8 protein-coding genes, 25 tRNA genes, 1 rRNA gene and 1 riboswitch are annotated in these 16,307 nt (G+C 40.4%); all 34 genes read left to right on the top strand.

All coding sequences use genetic code 11. From position 1 onward, the window contains the following. Nucleotides 1-31 precede the first annotated feature (31 nt). The 34 genes from rrf to DOK79_RS04445 all read left to right on the top strand — a co-directional run bounded on the left by rrf (nucleotide 32) and on the right by DOK79_RS04445 (nucleotide 16,207). Nucleotides 32-147, top strand: a 5S ribosomal RNA gene (gene rrf / locus DOK79_RS04610). 12 nt (nucleotides 148-159) lie between these two features. Further along, nucleotides 160-232 (top strand) — tRNA-Val (locus DOK79_RS04605). Between the two features lie 3 nt (nucleotides 233-235). Continuing rightward, nucleotides 236-308: transfer RNA gene (locus tag DOK79_RS04600), tRNA-Lys, on the top strand. A gap of 7 nt (nucleotides 309-315) precedes the next feature. Continuing rightward, nucleotides 316-397 (top strand) — tRNA-Leu (locus DOK79_RS04595). Nucleotides 398-423: 26 nt separating this feature from the next. Further along, nucleotides 424-496: transfer RNA gene (locus DOK79_RS04590), tRNA-Thr, on the top strand. 10 nt (nucleotides 497-506) lie between these two features. Then, nucleotides 507-578: transfer RNA gene (locus DOK79_RS04585), tRNA-Gly, on the top strand. Between the two features lie 24 nt (nucleotides 579-602). Next, a tRNA-Leu gene (locus DOK79_RS04580) sits at nucleotides 603-688 on the top strand. A 10-nt stretch (nucleotides 689-698) separates the two neighbouring features. After that, nucleotides 699-772: transfer RNA gene (locus DOK79_RS04575), tRNA-Arg, on the top strand. 9 nt (nucleotides 773-781) lie between these two features. Beyond that, nucleotides 782-855 (top strand) — tRNA-Pro (locus DOK79_RS04570). 17 nt (nucleotides 856-872) lie between these two features. Continuing rightward, nucleotides 873-945 (top strand) — tRNA-Ala (locus tag DOK79_RS04565). Nucleotides 946-973: 28 nt separating this feature from the next. Continuing rightward, nucleotides 974-1,047: transfer RNA gene (locus tag DOK79_RS04560), tRNA-Met, on the top strand. Nucleotides 1,048-1,061: 14 nt separating this feature from the next. After that, a tRNA-Ile gene (locus tag DOK79_RS04555) sits at nucleotides 1,062-1,135 on the top strand. Between the two features lie 23 nt (nucleotides 1,136-1,158). Beyond that, nucleotides 1,159-1,248 (top strand) — tRNA-Ser (locus DOK79_RS04550). Nucleotides 1,249-1,259: 11 nt separating this feature from the next. Continuing rightward, a tRNA-Met gene (locus DOK79_RS04545) sits at nucleotides 1,260-1,333 on the top strand. 18 nt (nucleotides 1,334-1,351) lie between these two features. Continuing rightward, nucleotides 1,352-1,427, top strand: a tRNA-Asp gene (locus DOK79_RS04540). Between the two features lies 1 nt (nucleotide 1,428). After that, a tRNA-Gly gene (locus DOK79_RS04535) sits at nucleotides 1,429-1,499 on the top strand. Nucleotides 1,500-1,511: 12 nt separating this feature from the next. Continuing rightward, nucleotides 1,512-1,585, top strand: a tRNA-Ile gene (locus tag DOK79_RS04530). Between the two features lie 24 nt (nucleotides 1,586-1,609). Further along, nucleotides 1,610-1,697: transfer RNA gene (locus tag DOK79_RS04525), tRNA-Ser, on the top strand. 14 nt (nucleotides 1,698-1,711) lie between these two features. Beyond that, a tRNA-Glu gene (locus tag DOK79_RS04520) sits at nucleotides 1,712-1,783 on the top strand. A 13-nt stretch (nucleotides 1,784-1,796) separates the two neighbouring features. Next, nucleotides 1,797-1,886: transfer RNA gene (locus tag DOK79_RS04515), tRNA-Ser, on the top strand. Nucleotides 1,887-1,897: 11 nt separating this feature from the next. Then, a tRNA-Met gene (locus DOK79_RS04510) sits at nucleotides 1,898-1,971 on the top strand. Between the two features lie 18 nt (nucleotides 1,972-1,989). Next, nucleotides 1,990-2,062, top strand: a tRNA-Asp gene (locus DOK79_RS04505). A gap of 3 nt (nucleotides 2,063-2,065) precedes the next feature. Continuing rightward, nucleotides 2,066-2,138: transfer RNA gene (locus DOK79_RS04500), tRNA-Phe, on the top strand. A gap of 4 nt (nucleotides 2,139-2,142) precedes the next feature. Next, a tRNA-Gly gene (locus DOK79_RS04495) sits at nucleotides 2,143-2,213 on the top strand. Nucleotides 2,214-2,224: 11 nt separating this feature from the next. Continuing rightward, nucleotides 2,225-2,298, top strand: a tRNA-Ile gene (locus tag DOK79_RS04490). A 20-nt stretch (nucleotides 2,299-2,318) separates the two neighbouring features. Then, nucleotides 2,319-2,390: transfer RNA gene (locus DOK79_RS04485), tRNA-Glu, on the top strand. A gap of 519 nt (nucleotides 2,391-2,909) precedes the next feature. Then, the gene (locus DOK79_RS04480; protein ID WP_206853800.1) at nucleotides 2,910-3,554 is read left to right on the top strand and encodes a hypothetical protein; all 645 of its coding nucleotides are present in this window, start codon (nucleotides 2,910-2,912) and stop codon (nucleotides 3,552-3,554) included. Beyond that, nucleotides 3,505-5,616, top strand: a complete 2,112-nt coding sequence (locus tag DOK79_RS04475) for a hypothetical protein (protein ID WP_206853797.1) — start codon at nucleotides 3,505-3,507, stop codon at nucleotides 5,614-5,616. Before DOK79_RS04480 ends, DOK79_RS04475 begins: the two co-directional genes overlap by 50 nt. A gap of 51 nt (nucleotides 5,617-5,667) precedes the next feature. Further along, the gene (locus tag DOK79_RS04470) at nucleotides 5,668-8,472 is read left to right on the top strand and encodes a hypothetical protein (RefSeq protein ID WP_206853793.1); all 2,805 of its coding nucleotides are present in this window, start codon (nucleotides 5,668-5,670) and stop codon (nucleotides 8,470-8,472) included. Between the two features lie 138 nt (nucleotides 8,473-8,610). Beyond that, nucleotides 8,611-8,690, top strand: a riboswitch (SMK box riboswitch). Then, nucleotides 8,688-9,881, top strand: a complete 1,194-nt coding sequence (metK, locus tag DOK79_RS04465) for a methionine adenosyltransferase (RefSeq protein ID WP_206853789.1) — start codon at nucleotides 8,688-8,690, stop codon at nucleotides 9,879-9,881. It overlaps the preceding riboswitch by 3 nt. Nucleotides 9,882-10,067: 186 nt before the next feature. Then, nucleotides 10,068-11,546, top strand: coding sequence for an MDR family MFS transporter (locus DOK79_RS04460; RefSeq protein WP_206853787.1), 1,479 nt, complete (start codon nucleotides 10,068-10,070; stop codon nucleotides 11,544-11,546). A 57-nt stretch (nucleotides 11,547-11,603) separates the two neighbouring features. Beyond that, nucleotides 11,604-12,392 carry an alpha/beta hydrolase gene (locus DOK79_RS04455; protein ID WP_206853784.1) on the top strand — a complete coding sequence of 263 codons (789 nt, stop codon included), beginning with the start codon at nucleotides 11,604-11,606 and terminating at the stop codon, nucleotides 12,390-12,392. Nucleotides 12,393-12,722: 330 nt separating this feature from the next. Continuing rightward, nucleotides 12,723-14,435 (top strand): ABC transporter ATP-binding protein, encoded by a 1,713-nt coding sequence (locus DOK79_RS04450; protein WP_206853782.1) that lies wholly within the window; start codon nucleotides 12,723-12,725, stop codon nucleotides 14,433-14,435. Between the two features lie 2 nt (nucleotides 14,436-14,437). Beyond that, on the top strand, nucleotides 14,438-16,207 hold the full coding sequence (locus DOK79_RS04445; RefSeq protein ID WP_206853779.1) for an ABC transporter ATP-binding protein: 1,770 nt from the start codon (nucleotides 14,438-14,440) through the stop codon (nucleotides 16,205-16,207). The last annotated feature ends 100 nt before the right edge of the window (nucleotides 16,208-16,307 follow it).

Genomic DNA, 16,307 nt, shown 5'->3' with positions numbered 1-16,307 from the left:
CAAGATTTACTCAGAAATAGATAACACCAAGTGTGGTGGCGATGGCGAGAAGGATACACCTGTAACCATGCCGAACACAGAAGTTAAGCTTCTTAGCGCCGATTGTAGTGAGGGGTTGCCCCTTGTGAGAGTAGGACGCCGCCACGCTTTGTTATCTTTGGAGGTTTAGCTCAGCTGGGAGAGCATCTGCCTTACAAGCAGAGGGTCAGCGGTTCGATCCCGTTAACCTCCATATGAGCCGTTAGCTCAGTTGGTAGAGCATCTGACTTTTAATCAGAGGGTCACAGGTTCGAGCCCTGTACGGCTCATATTTTTGCGGGTGTGGCGGAATTGGCAGACGCACTAGATTTAGGATCTAGCGCCTTACGGCGTGGGGGTTCAAGTCCCTTCACCCGCATCATATGATTTATTCTATTTTTTTACGCCGGCTTAGCTCAGTTGGTAGAGCATCTGATTTGTAATCAGAGGGTCGAGGGTTCAAGTCCTTTAGCCGGCATCGTAAATACGCGGAAATAGCTCAGTGGTAGAGCACCACCTTGCCAAGGTGGGGGTCGCGGGTTCGAACCCCGTTTTCCGCTTTGCCAAAGTACTACGTACTACGCGCCGGGGTGGCGGAACTGGCAGACGCACAGGACTTAAAATCCTGCGGTGAGTGATCACCGTACCGGTTCGATTCCGGTCCTCGGCATTACAAATATGCGCCCATAGCTCAATTGGATAGAGTGTTTGACTACGGATCAAAAGGTTAGGGGTTCGACTCCTCTTGGGCGCGTTAGTTTTACGGGAAGTAGCTCAGCTTGGTAGAGCACTTGGTTTGGGACCAAGGGGTCGCAGGTTCGAATCCTGTCTTCCCGATTAGTAAATAGTTTTAAGGGGCCTTAGCTCAGCTGGGAGAGCGCCTGCTTTGCACGCAGGAGGTCAGCGGTTCGATCCCGCTAGGCTCCATTTCATTTAAATAATGAATACTTTTTTTCGCGGTGTAGCTCAGCTGGCTAGAGCGTCCGGTTCATACCCGGGAGGTCGGGGGTTCGATCCCCTCCGCCGCGATTATTTAAGAGCCTGGACCTTTAGCTCAGTTGGTTAGAGCAGACGGCTCATAACCGTCCGGTCGTAGGTTCGAGTCCTACAAGGTCCATAGCGACGTTGTATTTTCATACTGGAGGATTACCCAAGTCCGGCTGAAGGGAACGGTCTTGAAAACCGTCAGGCGGGTAAAACCGTGCAAGGGTTCGAATCCCTTATCCTCCTTTTTATATTATCGCGGGATGGAGCAGTCTGGTAGCTCGTCGGGCTCATAACCCGAAGGTCGTAGGTTCAAATCCTGCTCCCGCAATTAAAAACTAAAAATATTGGTTCCGTGGTGTAGGGGTTAACATGCCTGCCTGTCACGCAGGAGATCGCGGGTTCGATTCCCGTCGGGACCGCCACGCGGGTGTAGTTTAGTGGTAAAACCACAGCCTTCCAAGCTGTTGTCGCGAGTTCGATTCTCGTCACCCGCTTTTAGTTTTTATGGGCCTATAGCTCAGCTGGTTAGAGCGCACGCCTGATAAGCGTGAGGTCGATGGTTCGAGTCCATTTAGGCCCATTTATTCAAAATCTTAATGGTTTTGGGGAAGTACTCAAGTGGCTGAAGAGGCGCCCCTGCTAAGGGTGTAGGTCGGGAAACCGGCGCGAGGGTTCAAATCCCTCCTTCTCCGTTTCATTTTTATCTGGCCCGTTGGTCAAGCGGTTAAGACACCGCCCTTTCACGGCGGTAACACGGGTTCGAATCCCGTACGGGTCATTAGCTTTATATTGGAGGATTACCCAAGTCCGGCTGAAGGGAACGGTCTTGAAAACCGTCAGGCGGGTAAAACCGTGCAAGGGTTCGAATCCCTTATCCTCCTTTTTATATTATCGCGGGATGGAGCAGTCTGGTAGCTCGTCGGGCTCATAACCCGAAGGTCGTAGGTTCAAATCCTGCTCCCGCAATTAAAAACTAAAAATATTGGTTCCGTGGTGTAGGGGTTAACATGCCTGCCTGTCACGCAGGAGATCGCGGGTTCGATTCCCGTCGGAACCGTTTGGCTCGGTAGCTCAGTTGGTAGAGCAATGGATTGAAGCTCCATGTGTCGGCAGTTCGATTCTGTCCCGCGCCATACTGCGGGTGTAGTTTAGTGGTAAAACCACAGCCTTCCAAGCTGTTGTCGCGAGTTCGATTCTCGTCACCCGCTTTAGTTTTTATGGGCCTATAGCTCAGCTGGTTAGAGCGCACGCCTGATAAGCGTGAGGTCGATGGTTCGAGTCCATTTAGGCCCATTAGTTTCATATTATTAACTGGCCCGTTGGTCAAGCGGTTAAGACACCGCCCTTTCACGGCGGTAACACGGGTTCGAATCCCGTACGGGTCATCGAAGATACTTCAAGTAAGTATCTTTTTTTTGTTTTTGAAATAGCGTATAACGTATTCACAAAGCATACCTCTGAGTCAGTTCTTAGATGTGTGCTTTTTTTTGACTTTTCGAAAACAAATGAATATATAAAGCTAAATAAAACACTTAGGTAAAAAGATTTTTTTGTTTTTCTATCAGAATGTTTCAGTAAACAAAGTCATAGCATGCGGAAGTTCCGTTCCTATCATATTTTTTCAAGCAGGGAATTTTTTATTTTGTTTTTATATAGAATCTCTTTCCCTTATTTCTCTACTGTAAATTTTTACTATCCCTATTTTTAATGTTATAAATGAGTAATTTTTTCGTGATTTCAAAATAAATGGGTAAGTTTTATGTTAGTAATCACTATACTAGAAATAGACGTTTTGAACGAGCGTAGCCTGGAAAAGCTAACAATCATCTTTCCAATATAGGAGTTAGATCATATACATATGTGGCTTTGAGAAGAGTAAAAATATTGATTATAGGAGAAAAATAATGGAGATAGAAGAAACGCTGAAAGATAATAATAAAAATGAATTTAACCAAAAACTGGAGATATTAACTTTAGCACTCTCGCTAAAAGAAAATAATCAACGAATTGCTTCACCAGAGTTTTATAAGGCATTATACTCAACCTATATAAAAATGTTTGAGAATGATAAAGACCAGTTTTTTATTGACAAAGAAAAGCAAGGAAAAGTGATTGAGTCGTTGAAACGATCGATGGCTTTTTATAACACCAATGATTCAAGCTTTCTACAAAAAGCTTTTGATAAAATGACAAATAATGACCCAACAGATTTCATGCTTATCCCAAATTTGAACAGGTTAGATGAACAGGGGGGGATTTCCCCTTATTATAGTGGATTGCTTCTCTATAAAAAAGAGAATGATTTATTTGTCGTCTACGTAGATCGTAAAGATCAGTTTGAGAGAGGACAGGTATCTTATACTAGGATTCCAGCATCGAAAGTAACAGATTTAAGCAAAGTGATTTCTCATGAGTGGAATGTATTAAATCCGGGCGCATTCTCTCTATTCAAAGATATCGAATTGATGTCAAGTGGATTTAGTAGAGGATGCTTTAAAGGTGGCATTATTCCACTGTGGTTCAGATATGTTTTCGTTAGATACTACTGAAAAGATCATACCTCTATGGAACAATAAAGTTACCGACGCATTTATAGAAATGCGTAAGAGGTTTCTTGAAGCAGTAAAAAGTGAGAATAAAGTGTGGAATGAACCGTTTGATTACGTTTTTGACTTCTATTTATATCGTACAGGAAAGAGTAAAATCAATGAATTTTTACCTGAACTTAGTAATCATGAATGGTGGGACAGGACGATTCAGCATGCTTTCGAAAATGATCCTTACATTCATGTATTGGAGAGTAGTAATGGGCAAATCAATACGTTGGATGAAGAGCAACTCCAAAAAACGGTTGAGTGGGCTGTCAAACCAATGGAAGTATTGTATGGTAAAAAGCTTAAACACGTGGACACTACTGATTTGATAGATAGTCTTTATCTTGATGGGGTATTGATCACAATGTATGAAGATCGCTTGGCAATGATCAAGAATCCTCAAGTAAAAGAAATGAATCAACGGAGCCTCTTAAGATTAGAAGAACGATACCAAGAGGTAAATAGAGAAATAAAGCAGCGTATCTTACGTGAAAGAAAAAAATTTAATCTAGAAAATAATAGTCACTGGCTAATGAAGCGGGTATCGAATATTGCGCCAACAAGTATCAGTAAACTCTTCAAAAAAGAGAGTATAAATCAAAGTGAAATATATGATTTTAAACAAAGGCTGGATATGTTGGCTTTAGTTTTGTCGCTTAAATCAAATAATAATAGTCATTTTTTTCCGGGAATGTATAAATTATTGATTCCGACCTATATTAAAATGCTAGAAAATGATCAAGATAGTTTTTTTATTGATAAAAAAAGACAATCAAATATTGTCCAATCATTAAAACGGACGACAGAGGTTTATGAACTAAAGAAGGTAAAATATTTACAAAACATGTTTGAAAAACTACGAAATAATGATCCTACAGACTTTGTGCTTTTACCAACTAGATTTCAACTATTAGACCCAAAAGAAAGTGGTCATGCGATTGGTTTGGTAGTTTATAAAAGAGACAATGAGTTTGTTGTTCTACGAGCCGATAAAGAGCAGTTTTTTGGTCGTGGTGCGGTCTCTTATGTGAAGGTCCCAGAGAAAAAAATCAAGGATCTGAGTCAAATACTGCTCTCTACGAAAAATTATTTTGATTTAAAGCCATATGGCATATTAAAAAAAATCGAAGCAATTTCTCATAAATTCAAAGCAATCCCCTCAATAAAACTAGCGCGTCAAACAACTGGTAATTGTACGATTATTGAAATCGAAAGTACTTTGAAGATGATCCTATTCAATTGTAAGCAAGATATTTTTCGTTTGGACCCCTCTGAAATAGTTACGCCTAAATGGAATATGAGGGTACAGGAAATAGCAGCGTTAGAGATGAAGAAACGATTCGTTACTGCAATGAAAGGGCCAAACCAAGACTGGAATAAAAATTATGATCATGTGTTTGCTTATTATCTTCTTCGAAAACAAAAATCGAGGCAATGGGGAGAAGCAGAAGCGCTTATAGATAAAAATACTTGGTATGCAAACATACGTCATTTGTTTCGGAATGATTTTTACATTTTAGAAATATGGAATAATGGTGGAAAGATTCCAACTGAATTTGATCAGCGTTTAAAAGAAAAAATCAACAAACTAATGGGGCCAACAGGCATCTTGTTGAACAGAGAAATCAGAACTTTCGAGTTATCTGAATTGTATCGAGCATTGCATGCTAATGCACTTGAAGTGGAATTGTTACAAGCGAGGCATCCGTATCTCAAAATTCCTATTGCAATCGCAATCGGAGATTATTATATGGCTTGCATAAAAGCAAAGAATGTTGAAATAGAAAGTGAGATCCGCCGACGTATCAATCTCGAACAAAAGAGATCAAGTCAGCAACTACACAATCAATCACTAGCTAAAAAATCAATTAATCCTAACACACAGAACCCAGCAAGAGACGGCGCGAAAAGTCACTTTTCTTTAGCGTGTGAGCGAGTGAAACGACTAGCTGTATCTGAAAGGCGAGATGTAGAAAACAATGTAAGATTAAATAATAAGAATTGTCTTATCAAATAAGGTCACTAGAAAGTTCATTTATGATTACAAAATAGCTATTTTGGAGGGAACATGATTAACGAGGAAAATGTAGAAGTAAGCACCGCAGCGGAGAATGATTTCAAACAAAGACTAGACATACTTTCGATGATCCTATCCTTAAAAGCAAATGATCGTGAAATCAAGCATACAGACTTTGAATTGATTTTTTCGTTGTTCAAAAAAATGATCCAAAATGATCAAGATGATTTTTTCATTGATAATAAACGGCAACCGGCTATTGTTGCATCGTTAGAGCGCTCGGAGCAGATTTACCAACTGGATAAAGCAGAGGAGATACAAGAATTATTCATCGATTTGAAGACAGACGATCCAACAGATTTTCTTCTATTCCCCGTTTGTTTTTGTGTGAATGAAGAGGAACGACCGCCTCGTCATTTAACTGCTTTGACGTTCTACAAAAAAAATGATCATTTGCTTATGATTCATGTCGATAAGGAAAAATACTTTAAAGAATCGACTGTTTCTTATGTGGAGATACCTATGACGAACATGGAGATATTAAGTGAACTCCTCCTTTTTTCCCGGGATCGTATCGAATCTGGCGCCTTTAGTGTACTGAAAAAAATCGAAACGATTGCTGGAGAATTCCAACGTCTTCCGATGATCGAAATGAAAGGACAAATGATAGGCAACTGTGTGGTTAGCGAAATCGAAGCAGCTTTGAAAGTCGCCTTGTTCAACTGTAAAGTAGACTTATTCTCGTTTGAGGCAGATGAAGTAGTGATACCAAAATGGAACTTGTTCCATGACGATTCGACGTTAGAAATGCGTCTAAGATTTTTGGAAGCACTCAAAGTAGCGAATCAAGAATGGAATGCCCAGTTTGACTATATCTTCGATTATTATTTATACCGAAAAGGGCACACTACAAAAACCTCACTCTTACATATCAATCGTTCGACCTATCAGTGGTATAACCTCATTCAGACAGTTTTCGAAATGGACCCGTATATCCATGAAATGAAGAATGGTAATGGAAATCCGCCAGTTTTGGATGAAACAAAATTAGTAAAAAGACTCGATCAGACAGTTGAGTCATTAAGTGAATTGTATCAGGTGGCGCTTAAAGATGTGAATGAGGAGGAACTGACACGAATGCTTAAATTTGATGGCTGTTTGCTTTCGATTGTCGAAGATCGATCAGCCATCATGGAGATCCCAGTGGCAAAAGAAATGAATCAATGGTTACTTTCAGGGCTAGCAGACCGTTTTGAAGAAAACCTTGAAGAATTAAAAAGACGTGCTGAAGTAAGAAAGAATGAATGGCAAATCTCACATGAAGAGAAAGGATTCGCTCAATTTGCCGAGCCGTGGTTACCGACAAGCAACACTCATTTTTCACAACCAGAGCAACTCGAAGTGAAGGAAATAGATGAGTTTGCAAGAAGAATCGACATGTTGGCTTTGACTTTATCACTAAAATCATCTAACAACTTTTGTGTATCACCAGAAAATTACGAGTTGTTGTTTTCAACTTATATCAAAATGATCGAAAATGACCAAGACGATTTTTTCATTGATAAAAAAAGACAACCAAAAATCATTCGTTCCTTGGAGCGAACAATTGACTTGTATCGTTTGGGTCAGCCCAATGATCTAAAGATTGTTTTAGAGAATCTGAGAAATAATGATCCAACAGATTTTCTGCTTTTTCCGACGAGTTATTTTTTTCCAGATCCTGATGAACTGGGGTACGTCTGTGGTTTGACGGTCTATAAAAGAGGCGGGCAATTTGTCGTGATGCAAGTGGATAAAGAAAAAGTGATTGGTGCTGGTTCTGTATCTTATGTCCAGCTCTCAGCAGCTAAAGTAGAAGAGTTAAGTAAGGTTCTCTTTTCGACACGAGATTTACTAAATTTTCGTCCCTATGAGACACTCATAAAAATCGAAGCTCTTTCTCATCCGTTCCAAAAGATCCCTGCGATCCAGTTAGCACGCCCAATGTCTGATAATCATGCGGTGAGTCAAATCGAAACGACTTTAAGAATCATTCTGTTCAATTGCAATCATTCGCTGTTTGACTTGCCTCATCGACCTAAAATCACACCAAAATGGAATCGTCAGCTCCCGTATCCAACGTTAGAGATGAAGAGAAGGTTTGTTCATGCGCTCAAAGGAGATAATCCAGACTGGAACCAACAGTATGAGTATGTTTTTGGCTTTTATCTATATAGGAAATATTCCTATAGCCAAATCAAATATGGGGTTCTCGCTAACCATAAAGATGAATGGTACCAAAATGTCTATCTATTATATGCAAATGACCCTTATATCAAGGTGATCCTGAACAATGGGGGATATATTCCGAGTGTGTTAAATTCGCATATCAAAGAAGTGATTTTAGAAGTAGTTGATCCGATCGGGCAGTTATATCAAAGTAAGCTAAGGCAAGTTGAGTTAATAGATTTACATGATGCGGATGAGAGAATCAGAAAAGAAATTCAATTGACAAGAGAGCGAAAAGCATATATCCAGATACCGATAGCTGAAAAGATCACAAGTTCTTTGATTATAGGTCTCCAGGAAAAAAGAAAGGACATCCAGGAGGAAATCAAGTACCGCGATAAAAAGAAACAGCTTGATCTATTTTCTGAGAAATCAACTCAGATCAATCAACAATGGTTTCCATTTTCTTATCATCACAGGAGTACGCAAACCGCTCGCCCACTTCCAGCTAATTCTGAACAACTAGCGGTTTGTTCATCACAAAAAAATAAACTCTCTTCGGTGCTTGCTCATGTCAAACAGCATGCACAAGTAATCAGCAAAGATTTAGCGAGAAAGCCAGCAGTCTATGAACTGAAAAGACAATAGAAAATCAAAGGTAAGCACTTCTTATGCTTCCTGTTACTGAAGTAGGCGATCGCTTATTTTTTACATATACAAAACTTTCTCTTTTTTCTAAAAAGTAACAAAAAAACGAGCGTAAAATCGGTTTATCTGCTATACTTGACTCGTTGCAAGTTCCCGAGAGGATCCGTACGAACGGAGATGCCTTGTAACCGAATTTAACTAGGGGGAATCATATTATGGTAGAAAGACATTTATTTACATCAGAATCTGTTTCAGAAGGACATCCGGATAAGGTCGCTGATCAAATCAGTGATGCGATTTTAGATGCGATTTTAGAACAAGATCCAAATGCAAGAGTAGCTTGCGAGACTTCTGTAACGACAGGACTTGTCTTAGTATTTGGAGAAATCTCTACGACAGCTTACGTAGATATCCAAAAAGTAGTACGTGAAACAGTAAAAGAAATCGGCTATACTCGTGCAAAATTTGGCTTTGACGGTGATACTGTGGCAGTATTGGCAGCAATTGACGAGCAGTCACCAGATATCGCTCAAGGAGTCGATGAAGCACTTGAGATTCGTGACGAAAAAGAAAGAGATTTACTCGATGAGATCGGTGCGGGTGACCAAGGTTTGATGTTTGGTTTTGCGGTAGACGAAACGCCGGAATTAATGCCTTTACCAATTGCATTAAGTCATCGTTTAGTACGTCGTTTAGCTGAACTGCGTAAATCAAAAGAGTTAACTTATTTACGTCCAGATGCGAAGTCACAAGTAACAGTTGAATACAACGATCAAGGGGAACCAGAACGAGTTGATACGATCGTCATTTCGACACAGCATGATGATGCGGTTGATAACGATACGATTCGTCAGGACGTCATTGAAAAAGTGATCAAAGAAGTTATTCCTTCAGAGCTTCTTGATGAGCAAACAAAATATTATATCAATCCTACTGGACGTTTTGTGATCGGCGGACCTCAAGGGGATGCTGGATTGACTGGACGAAAAATCATCGTTGACACATATGGCGGCTATGCTCGTCATGGTGGCGGTGCGTTTTCTGGTAAGGATGCAACAAAAGTGGACCGTTCAGCAAGTTATGCGGCACGCTACATTGCAAAAAATATCGTAGCAGCAGGACTTGCTCGCAAAGTAGAAGTCCAATTAGCCTATGCTATCGGTGTGGCGCAACCCGTTTCCATCTCGATCAATACATTTGGAACTTCAGAAGTGCCGGAAGAAGCATTGATTGCTGCGGTAAGAGAAAACTTCGATCTACGTCCTGCGGGCATCATCGAAATGCTCGATTTGCGTCGTCCAATCTACAAGCAAACAGCTGCATATGGACACTTTGGTCGTACAGATGTTGACTTACCATGGGAAAAAACAGATAAAGTAGATGCACTAAAAGCTAGTTTAGCTAAATAATTTATATTTGAATTGAACGCACTCGCTGAGTGTGAGAAGCATCAAATGTAGACCAGTAAGCCGGGATATTCGAAAGTAGCTGATGCTACTTTCAGGATATGTTGGCTTTTTTATTCGAGTCGAAGCTTTCGAGGCAGATGCTACGTTTTGAATGATTTTAGGGACTAAAAGGGAGTGAGCGTAAAAATGGAAAGAAAAACAAACGTGACAGTCGTAACGATTTGCGTATTTATCGCTACGTTTATGACCGCCATTGAAGGAACGATCGTGACAACTGCGATGCCAACGATCGTTGGATCACTGCACGGAATGGAAATGATGAACTGGGTATTCTCGATTTATCTATTAACGAATGCGATGTTGACACCGATCTATGGGAAACTTGCAGATAAAGTTGGCAGAAAACCAATCTTTATTTTTGGTACGCTATTATTTATTATTGGTTCGCTCTTTTGTGGACTTTCCCAATCGATGATTGGTTTGATCATTTCCCGTGCAATCCAAGGAATGGGCGCAGGCGCAATGATGCCAGTCGCATTGACGATCATTGGCGATCTTTATACGATTGAAAAAAGGGCAAAAGTATTAGGGCTAAATAGTTCAGCATGGGGCATTGCCAGCGTGTTTGGACCTTTAGCTGGTGGCTTTATTGTTGAAGCGTTGAGCTGGCATTGGATTTTCTTTATCAATGTGCCAATCGGTTTGTTACTAATGGCGTTGATCTGGTTCTACCTCAATGAACCAAAAACAACGCGTGAAGCAAAACCAATGGATCTGAAAGGCAGCTTTAGCTTGATGTTCATGTTGGTGTTACTTTTATTAGGGTTTCAATTACTCGGTGATCAGGGGCTGACTCCATTTGTGTTGGCGTTATTAGTTGGTAGTGTTCTTTGCTTTTTCCTATTCTTGTCTGTGGAGAAAAAGGCAAAAGATCCGGTCATTATGCTTGATCTATTCCGAAATCCGTTATTTGTCGTCGTGAATGCAGCGGCTGCTTTAGCTAGTGGCTTTTTAATGGGAATCGATGTTTACATCCCAATGTGGATGCAAGGGGTATTAGGACTTAATGCGGCAATCGGTGGATTAGTCTTAGCACCACTTTCACTGGTGTGGATGGTCGGTTCATTCTTAGCAAGTAAGTGGATGACACAGATGACGACTTACAAAGTATTACGCATCGGGTTGCTCATTACGATCATCGGCGGCGCAGGACTTTGGTTGATGCCTTTTCAAAGTAACTTCTTATGGTTTTTCTTGATTTCAACCGTTATTGGTGTTGGATTAGGGATTACGATGACGACATCTACTGTCAGTGCGCAAAACAGTGTGCCTTCAGAACAACTAGGAGTCGCTACCTCATTCAATACGCTAGTGCGTACGATCGGTCAAACAGTGATGGTTGCTGTTTTTGGGTTGTTGATCAATCGAGTCACACAAGCCGAACTAGCTACAAGCCAATTGACCGACGATCCAGATATCATGAACAAACTAGTCAATCCACAAACAGCAAAATTGATCGATACAGAAATATTAACGCCATTACGAGAGATTTTGTATCATGGGCTACACCAAGTCTATCTAGTGGGCTTATTGTTAGTCGTTCTTGCGCTAGGCTTGACATTTTTAATCCGACAAAAAAATGCTACAATAAGAGAATACAAGTAAATTGACAGATCGTAATCAGAAAAATGATCTGAATAAAGTAAAGAAGGCGACATTCATATGGCATTTATCCAAGCAAATGTTTATTCAAATGTGTTAGAAATGGAAGTAAATCTAAATGTGATCTTACCTCAGACCACGAAAAAAGTGATTGGAACAAGCTCGTTAGCAAATACGACAGACGTTCCTGTGCTTTATCTGTTACATGGGATGGGAGGCAACCATAGCGTATGGCAACGCCGAACTTCGATTGAGCGATATGCGGCAGATTATGGATTGGCTGTCATCATGCCATCGACTGATTTAGGCTGGTACACGGACACGACTTACGACATGAACTACTGGACCTTCATTTCAGAAGAACTACCAGAGATCTGTCATGAGTTATTCCCACAGTTAACGACGAAGCGCGAAAAAACATATGCAGCTGGGCTTTCTATGGGTGGCTACGGCGCATTGAAACTCGGTTTAGCGAAAGCGGAACAGTTTGCAGCGATCATTTCTCTATCTGGTGCTGTGTCGGTAGGCAATCGAATGGAAGATCTACTAATGATCCGTCAAGCGAAATTCTGGGAAGGGATCTTTGGACCATTAGATCGTATTCAAGGTTCAGTCAATGATCCAGCCTATCTTGTCGAAACATTAGCAAGTAGCGGCAAAGAAGCGCCACGCATCTATCTCGCTTGTGGAGAATCAGATTTTCTTTATCAAGCGAATCAAGAGATGGCCGAGACATTAAAAGAAAACAACATCGATGTGACATTCGAACATGGGCCCGGTGAGCACGATTGGATTTTTTGGGATCAATGGATTCAACGAGCACTCGCATGGTTGTTCAACAAAGAATAGGAAAAAGATTACCGAAGTGACCAAAAATGGTCACTTCTTTTTTTGTGGGTTCGAGCAAAATAGGTGCTAATTTTGTTGGACATATGGATAATAAAGAGAAATTCGATAACGTACCTTTTATGGTGTCAAAGAGAAAAATCAGGAAGGGAGTAAAGGAGATTTAAAAACAGGTGCTTCAAACTTTCTGTCTATCATAAAAGTAGTTCCAGCGTTTTAAAATTACAGGTTGATTTCTTTTTTTAAACATGGTAAATTGTTAGTCGGTCTAATTTTTACTCATTATAAAATAGGTCGGTTTATTCTAATAAAAGAGAGGTGTAAGTCACAAATATGAAGCTTATTTTAAAACATGCAAAAAACTATCGATTGGCTGTTTTTGTTTCTTTGCTTTCTGTCGCACTGATGGTGACAGCTGCATTATGGCAACCTAAGTTGTTACAACAAGTACTAGAAGCAATCATCACCGAAGACAGCGACGAAATGCGATCAATCGGCATTTCTTTGATTAGTTTAGCACTCCTAGGTTTAGCAGCTGGGGTCACGAATACGATATTTTCTGCTAAGGTCGCTCAAGGTGTCAGTGCAGATATCAGAGAGGAAGCATTTCGTAAGATCCAAACATTTTCGTTTGGGAATATCGAACAGTTTTCTGCTGGAAATCTAGTAGTACGTTTGACGAATGATATTACTCAGATCCAAAACTTAGTCATGATTTCCTTACAATCGTTGTTCCGTATCCCATTTCTGTTTATTGGCGCATTTATTCTTGCGATGACAACGATGCCTCAATTGTGGTGGATCATCGTTCTTTTGATCGTTGCAGTCTTATTGATCACAGCACTGTCCTTTACACGTATGGGCAAGCACTTTATGATCATCCAAAAATTGATCGATAAAGTAAATAGTATCGCAAAAGAAAACTTAATGGGTATTCGTGTCGTCAAATCGTTTGTCCAAGAAGAAAATCAACTAAAAGAATTTAGCAAAGTCAGTGAAGATTTAACGAAGCATAACATCATAGTTGGTACATTATTTTCAGTAATGATCCCATCTTTCATGTTAGCAGCGAACTTAGCTGTGGTAGGGGCAATCTTTTTTGTGAGTGATCTTGCAAAAGATGATCCGACTTTGATTGGCGGTATTGCTTCATTTATGAACTATTTGATGCAGATCATGATGGCGATCATCATTGGTGGAATGATGATGATGATGACTTCCAGAGCTGCGGTTTCATTAAAACGGATCAAAGAGATCTTAGATACTGAACCCGACTTAACTTATTTAGATGTACCTGAACAAGAATTAACTGGTTCTGTTCGTTTTGAAAATGTATCTTTCCGTTACCCTGGAGATGATGCAGATACACTCAAAAATATCACTTTTTCAATTGAACCTGGTGAAATGGTTGGTATCGTTGGTGCCACAGGTGCTGGAAAATCAACCTTAGCACAATTGATCCCACGATTGTTCGATCCAACGGAAGGGAAAGTAGAAGTTGGTGGTGTCGATCTACGCCAAGTGAACGAACATAGTTTAAGAAAAACGGTTTCGTTTGTTTTACAAAAAGCCATTCTTTTCTCCGGAACGATTGCGCAGAATTTACGACAAGGCAATAAGAATGCGACAGAAAAAGATATGGAGAATGCTTCTTCGATTGCGCAAGCGAAAGAGTTTATCGAAAAGTTAGCAGATCGTTATGAAGCACCAGTCGAAGAGCGAAGCAGCAACTTTTCTGGTGGACAAAAACAACGTTTATCGATCACACGTGGTGTCATTGGGCAGCCTAAGATTTTGATTCTTGATGACAGTACCAGTGCATTGGATGCTCGTTCTGAAAAACTAGTTCGAGAAGCGCTTGATCGTGAGTTGAAAGAAACGACAACGATTGTTATCGCCCAAAAAATTGCTTCTGTTGTCAAAGCAGACCGCATCTTAGTCTTAGATGAAGGAAAATTAGTGGGTGAAGGAACACACGAAGAACTCGTTGCCAACAATCAAGTATATCAAGAGATTTTTGAAACACAAAAAGGAACGGAGGAGTAGCCATGACTGATTTGATCAAAGCAAGTAAGTTTTTCTATCATTATTTGAAGCGGTACAAGGTTTCCTTCTTCTTTATCTTTCTTACGGTGATTGCAGCAACGTACTTACAAGTGAAAGCACCTCAATATATTGGGGAAGCCTTCCAGGAATTAGCGAATTACATCGGTGCCTTGATGCAAGGCGTAGATGATAAAAGTAGTTTCCTTTCAATTATTTGGAGACTCTTGATGTTCTATGTCTTAGCCAGTGCAGCGAATTTTATTTATAGTATCTTATTTACACAAGTCGTCGGAAAATCGACGAACCGTATGCGTGTTGGATTATTCAATAAACTAGAAAAATTAACGATCCGCTTTTTTGATTCGCATCAAGATGGTGAGATCCTTAGCCGTTTTACGAGTGACTTGGATAATATCCAAAATAGTTTGAACCAAGCACTTCTTCAAGTGATCACAAATGCTGTTTTATTAGTGGGGATCTTGATCATGATGTTCAGACAAAATGTCCAACTTGCTTGGGCAACGATTGCTTCGACACCAGTAGCGATTTTGATTGCTGTACTTGTTATCCAAAAAGCCCGTAAATATGTCGACATCCAACAAGATGAAGTCGGTAAATTGAATGGTTATATGGATGAAAAAATCAGTGGGCAACGTGTGATCATCACAAACGGACTTCAAGACGAAACGATCGAAGGTTTCTTAGCGCACAATAAAACCGTTCGTGAAGCAACGTTTAAAGGACAAGCGTATTCAGGCTTGCTCTTTCCAATGATGCAAGGCATGTCTTTAGTCAACACAGCCATCGTGATTTTCTTTGGTGGTTGGTTAGCCTTGAACGGCGACTTGGAACGTTCTGTCGCATTAGGGCTAGTGGTTACATTCGTTCAATATTCACAACAATATTATCAACCATTGATGCAGATTTCTTCAGGTTACAGCATGATCCAATTAGCGATCACTGGAGCACGAAGATTGAATGAAATGTTTGATGAAAAAGATGAAGTGAAACCGCAGAATGGTAAAAACTTCACAGGTATTGAAAAAGGCTTATCATTGACGAACGTTGACTTTGGTTATAGTCCAGAAAAACTAGTGTTAAATGATGTCTCTATCGACGTCAATAAAGGTGAGATGGTTGCCTTAGTTGGACCAACTGGTTCAGGTAAAACGACGATCATGAACTTATTGAATCGTTTCTACGATGTGAACGGTGGTTCTGTGAGCATTGATGGGACAGATATTCGTGAGTATGACTTGGACGAATTGCGTCGACATGTTGGCATCGTGCTACAAGAATCGGTTCTCTTCTCAGGTACGATCCGAGACAATATTGTGTTTGGTAAACCAGATGCGACCGACGAGGAAGTCATCAATGCAGCCAAACAAGCAAATATCCATGACTTTATCCAAACATTAGAACAAGGCTACGAAACACATGTCTCAGAGGAAAACAACTTGTTCAGTACAGGGCAAAAACAATTGATCAGTATTGCGCGCACGATCATTACGAATCCAGACTTATTGATCTTAGATGAAGCAACAAGTAACGTGGACACAGTGACTGAGGCAAGAATCCAAAAAGCAATGGATGAAGCCATCAAAGGTCGTACAAGCTTTGTGATCGCCCATCGCTTGAAGACGATCCTGAACGCCGATCGTATCGTTGTTTTACGAGACGGTAAAGTGATCGAAGAAGGCAACCACCATCAATTATTAGCCGAAGAGGGCTTCTATGCGGAGTTGTATCATAATCAGTTTGTATTTGAGTAAGTCAAAGTTTCACTAAAACAATCAAGCAGGGGCAAGATAGAAGTATGTAGCCTCGATTTTAAAGCTGGTATCCACGAAATTAGGTTTCCGATTTTTGTGG

Origin of the sequence: Enterococcus sp. DIV1094, assembly GCF_017316305.2 — a bacterium.
In the GTDB taxonomy this organism is placed as follows: Bacteria; Bacillota; Bacilli; order Lactobacillales; family Enterococcaceae; genus Enterococcus_B; species Enterococcus_B mangumiae.
Note: the sequence above shows the minus strand (reverse complement) of the source record. Positions and strands in the feature narration are given on the sequence as shown.

Excerpts from the sequence above, each read along its gene's own strand:
- DOK79_RS04480 (WP_206853800.1), top strand. The coding sequence starts at position 2,910 with ATGGAGATAGAAGAAACGCTGAAAGATAATAATAAAAATGAATTTAAC.
- DOK79_RS04470 (WP_206853793.1), top strand. The coding sequence starts at position 5,668 with ATGATTAACGAGGAAAATGTAGAAGTAAGCACCGCAGCGGAGAATGAT.
- metK (WP_206853789.1), top strand. The coding sequence starts at position 8,688 with ATGGTAGAAAGACATTTATTTACATCAGAATCTGTTTCAGAAGGACAT.
- DOK79_RS04460 (WP_206853787.1), top strand. The coding sequence starts at position 10,068 with ATGGAAAGAAAAACAAACGTGACAGTCGTAACGATTTGCGTATTTATC.
- DOK79_RS04455 (WP_206853784.1), top strand. The coding sequence starts at position 11,604 with ATGGCATTTATCCAAGCAAATGTTTATTCAAATGTGTTAGAAATGGAA.
- DOK79_RS04450 (WP_206853782.1), top strand. The coding sequence starts at position 12,723 with ATGAAGCTTATTTTAAAACATGCAAAAAACTATCGATTGGCTGTTTTT.
- DOK79_RS04445 (WP_206853779.1), top strand. The coding sequence starts at position 14,438 with ATGACTGATTTGATCAAAGCAAGTAAGTTTTTCTATCATTATTTGAAG.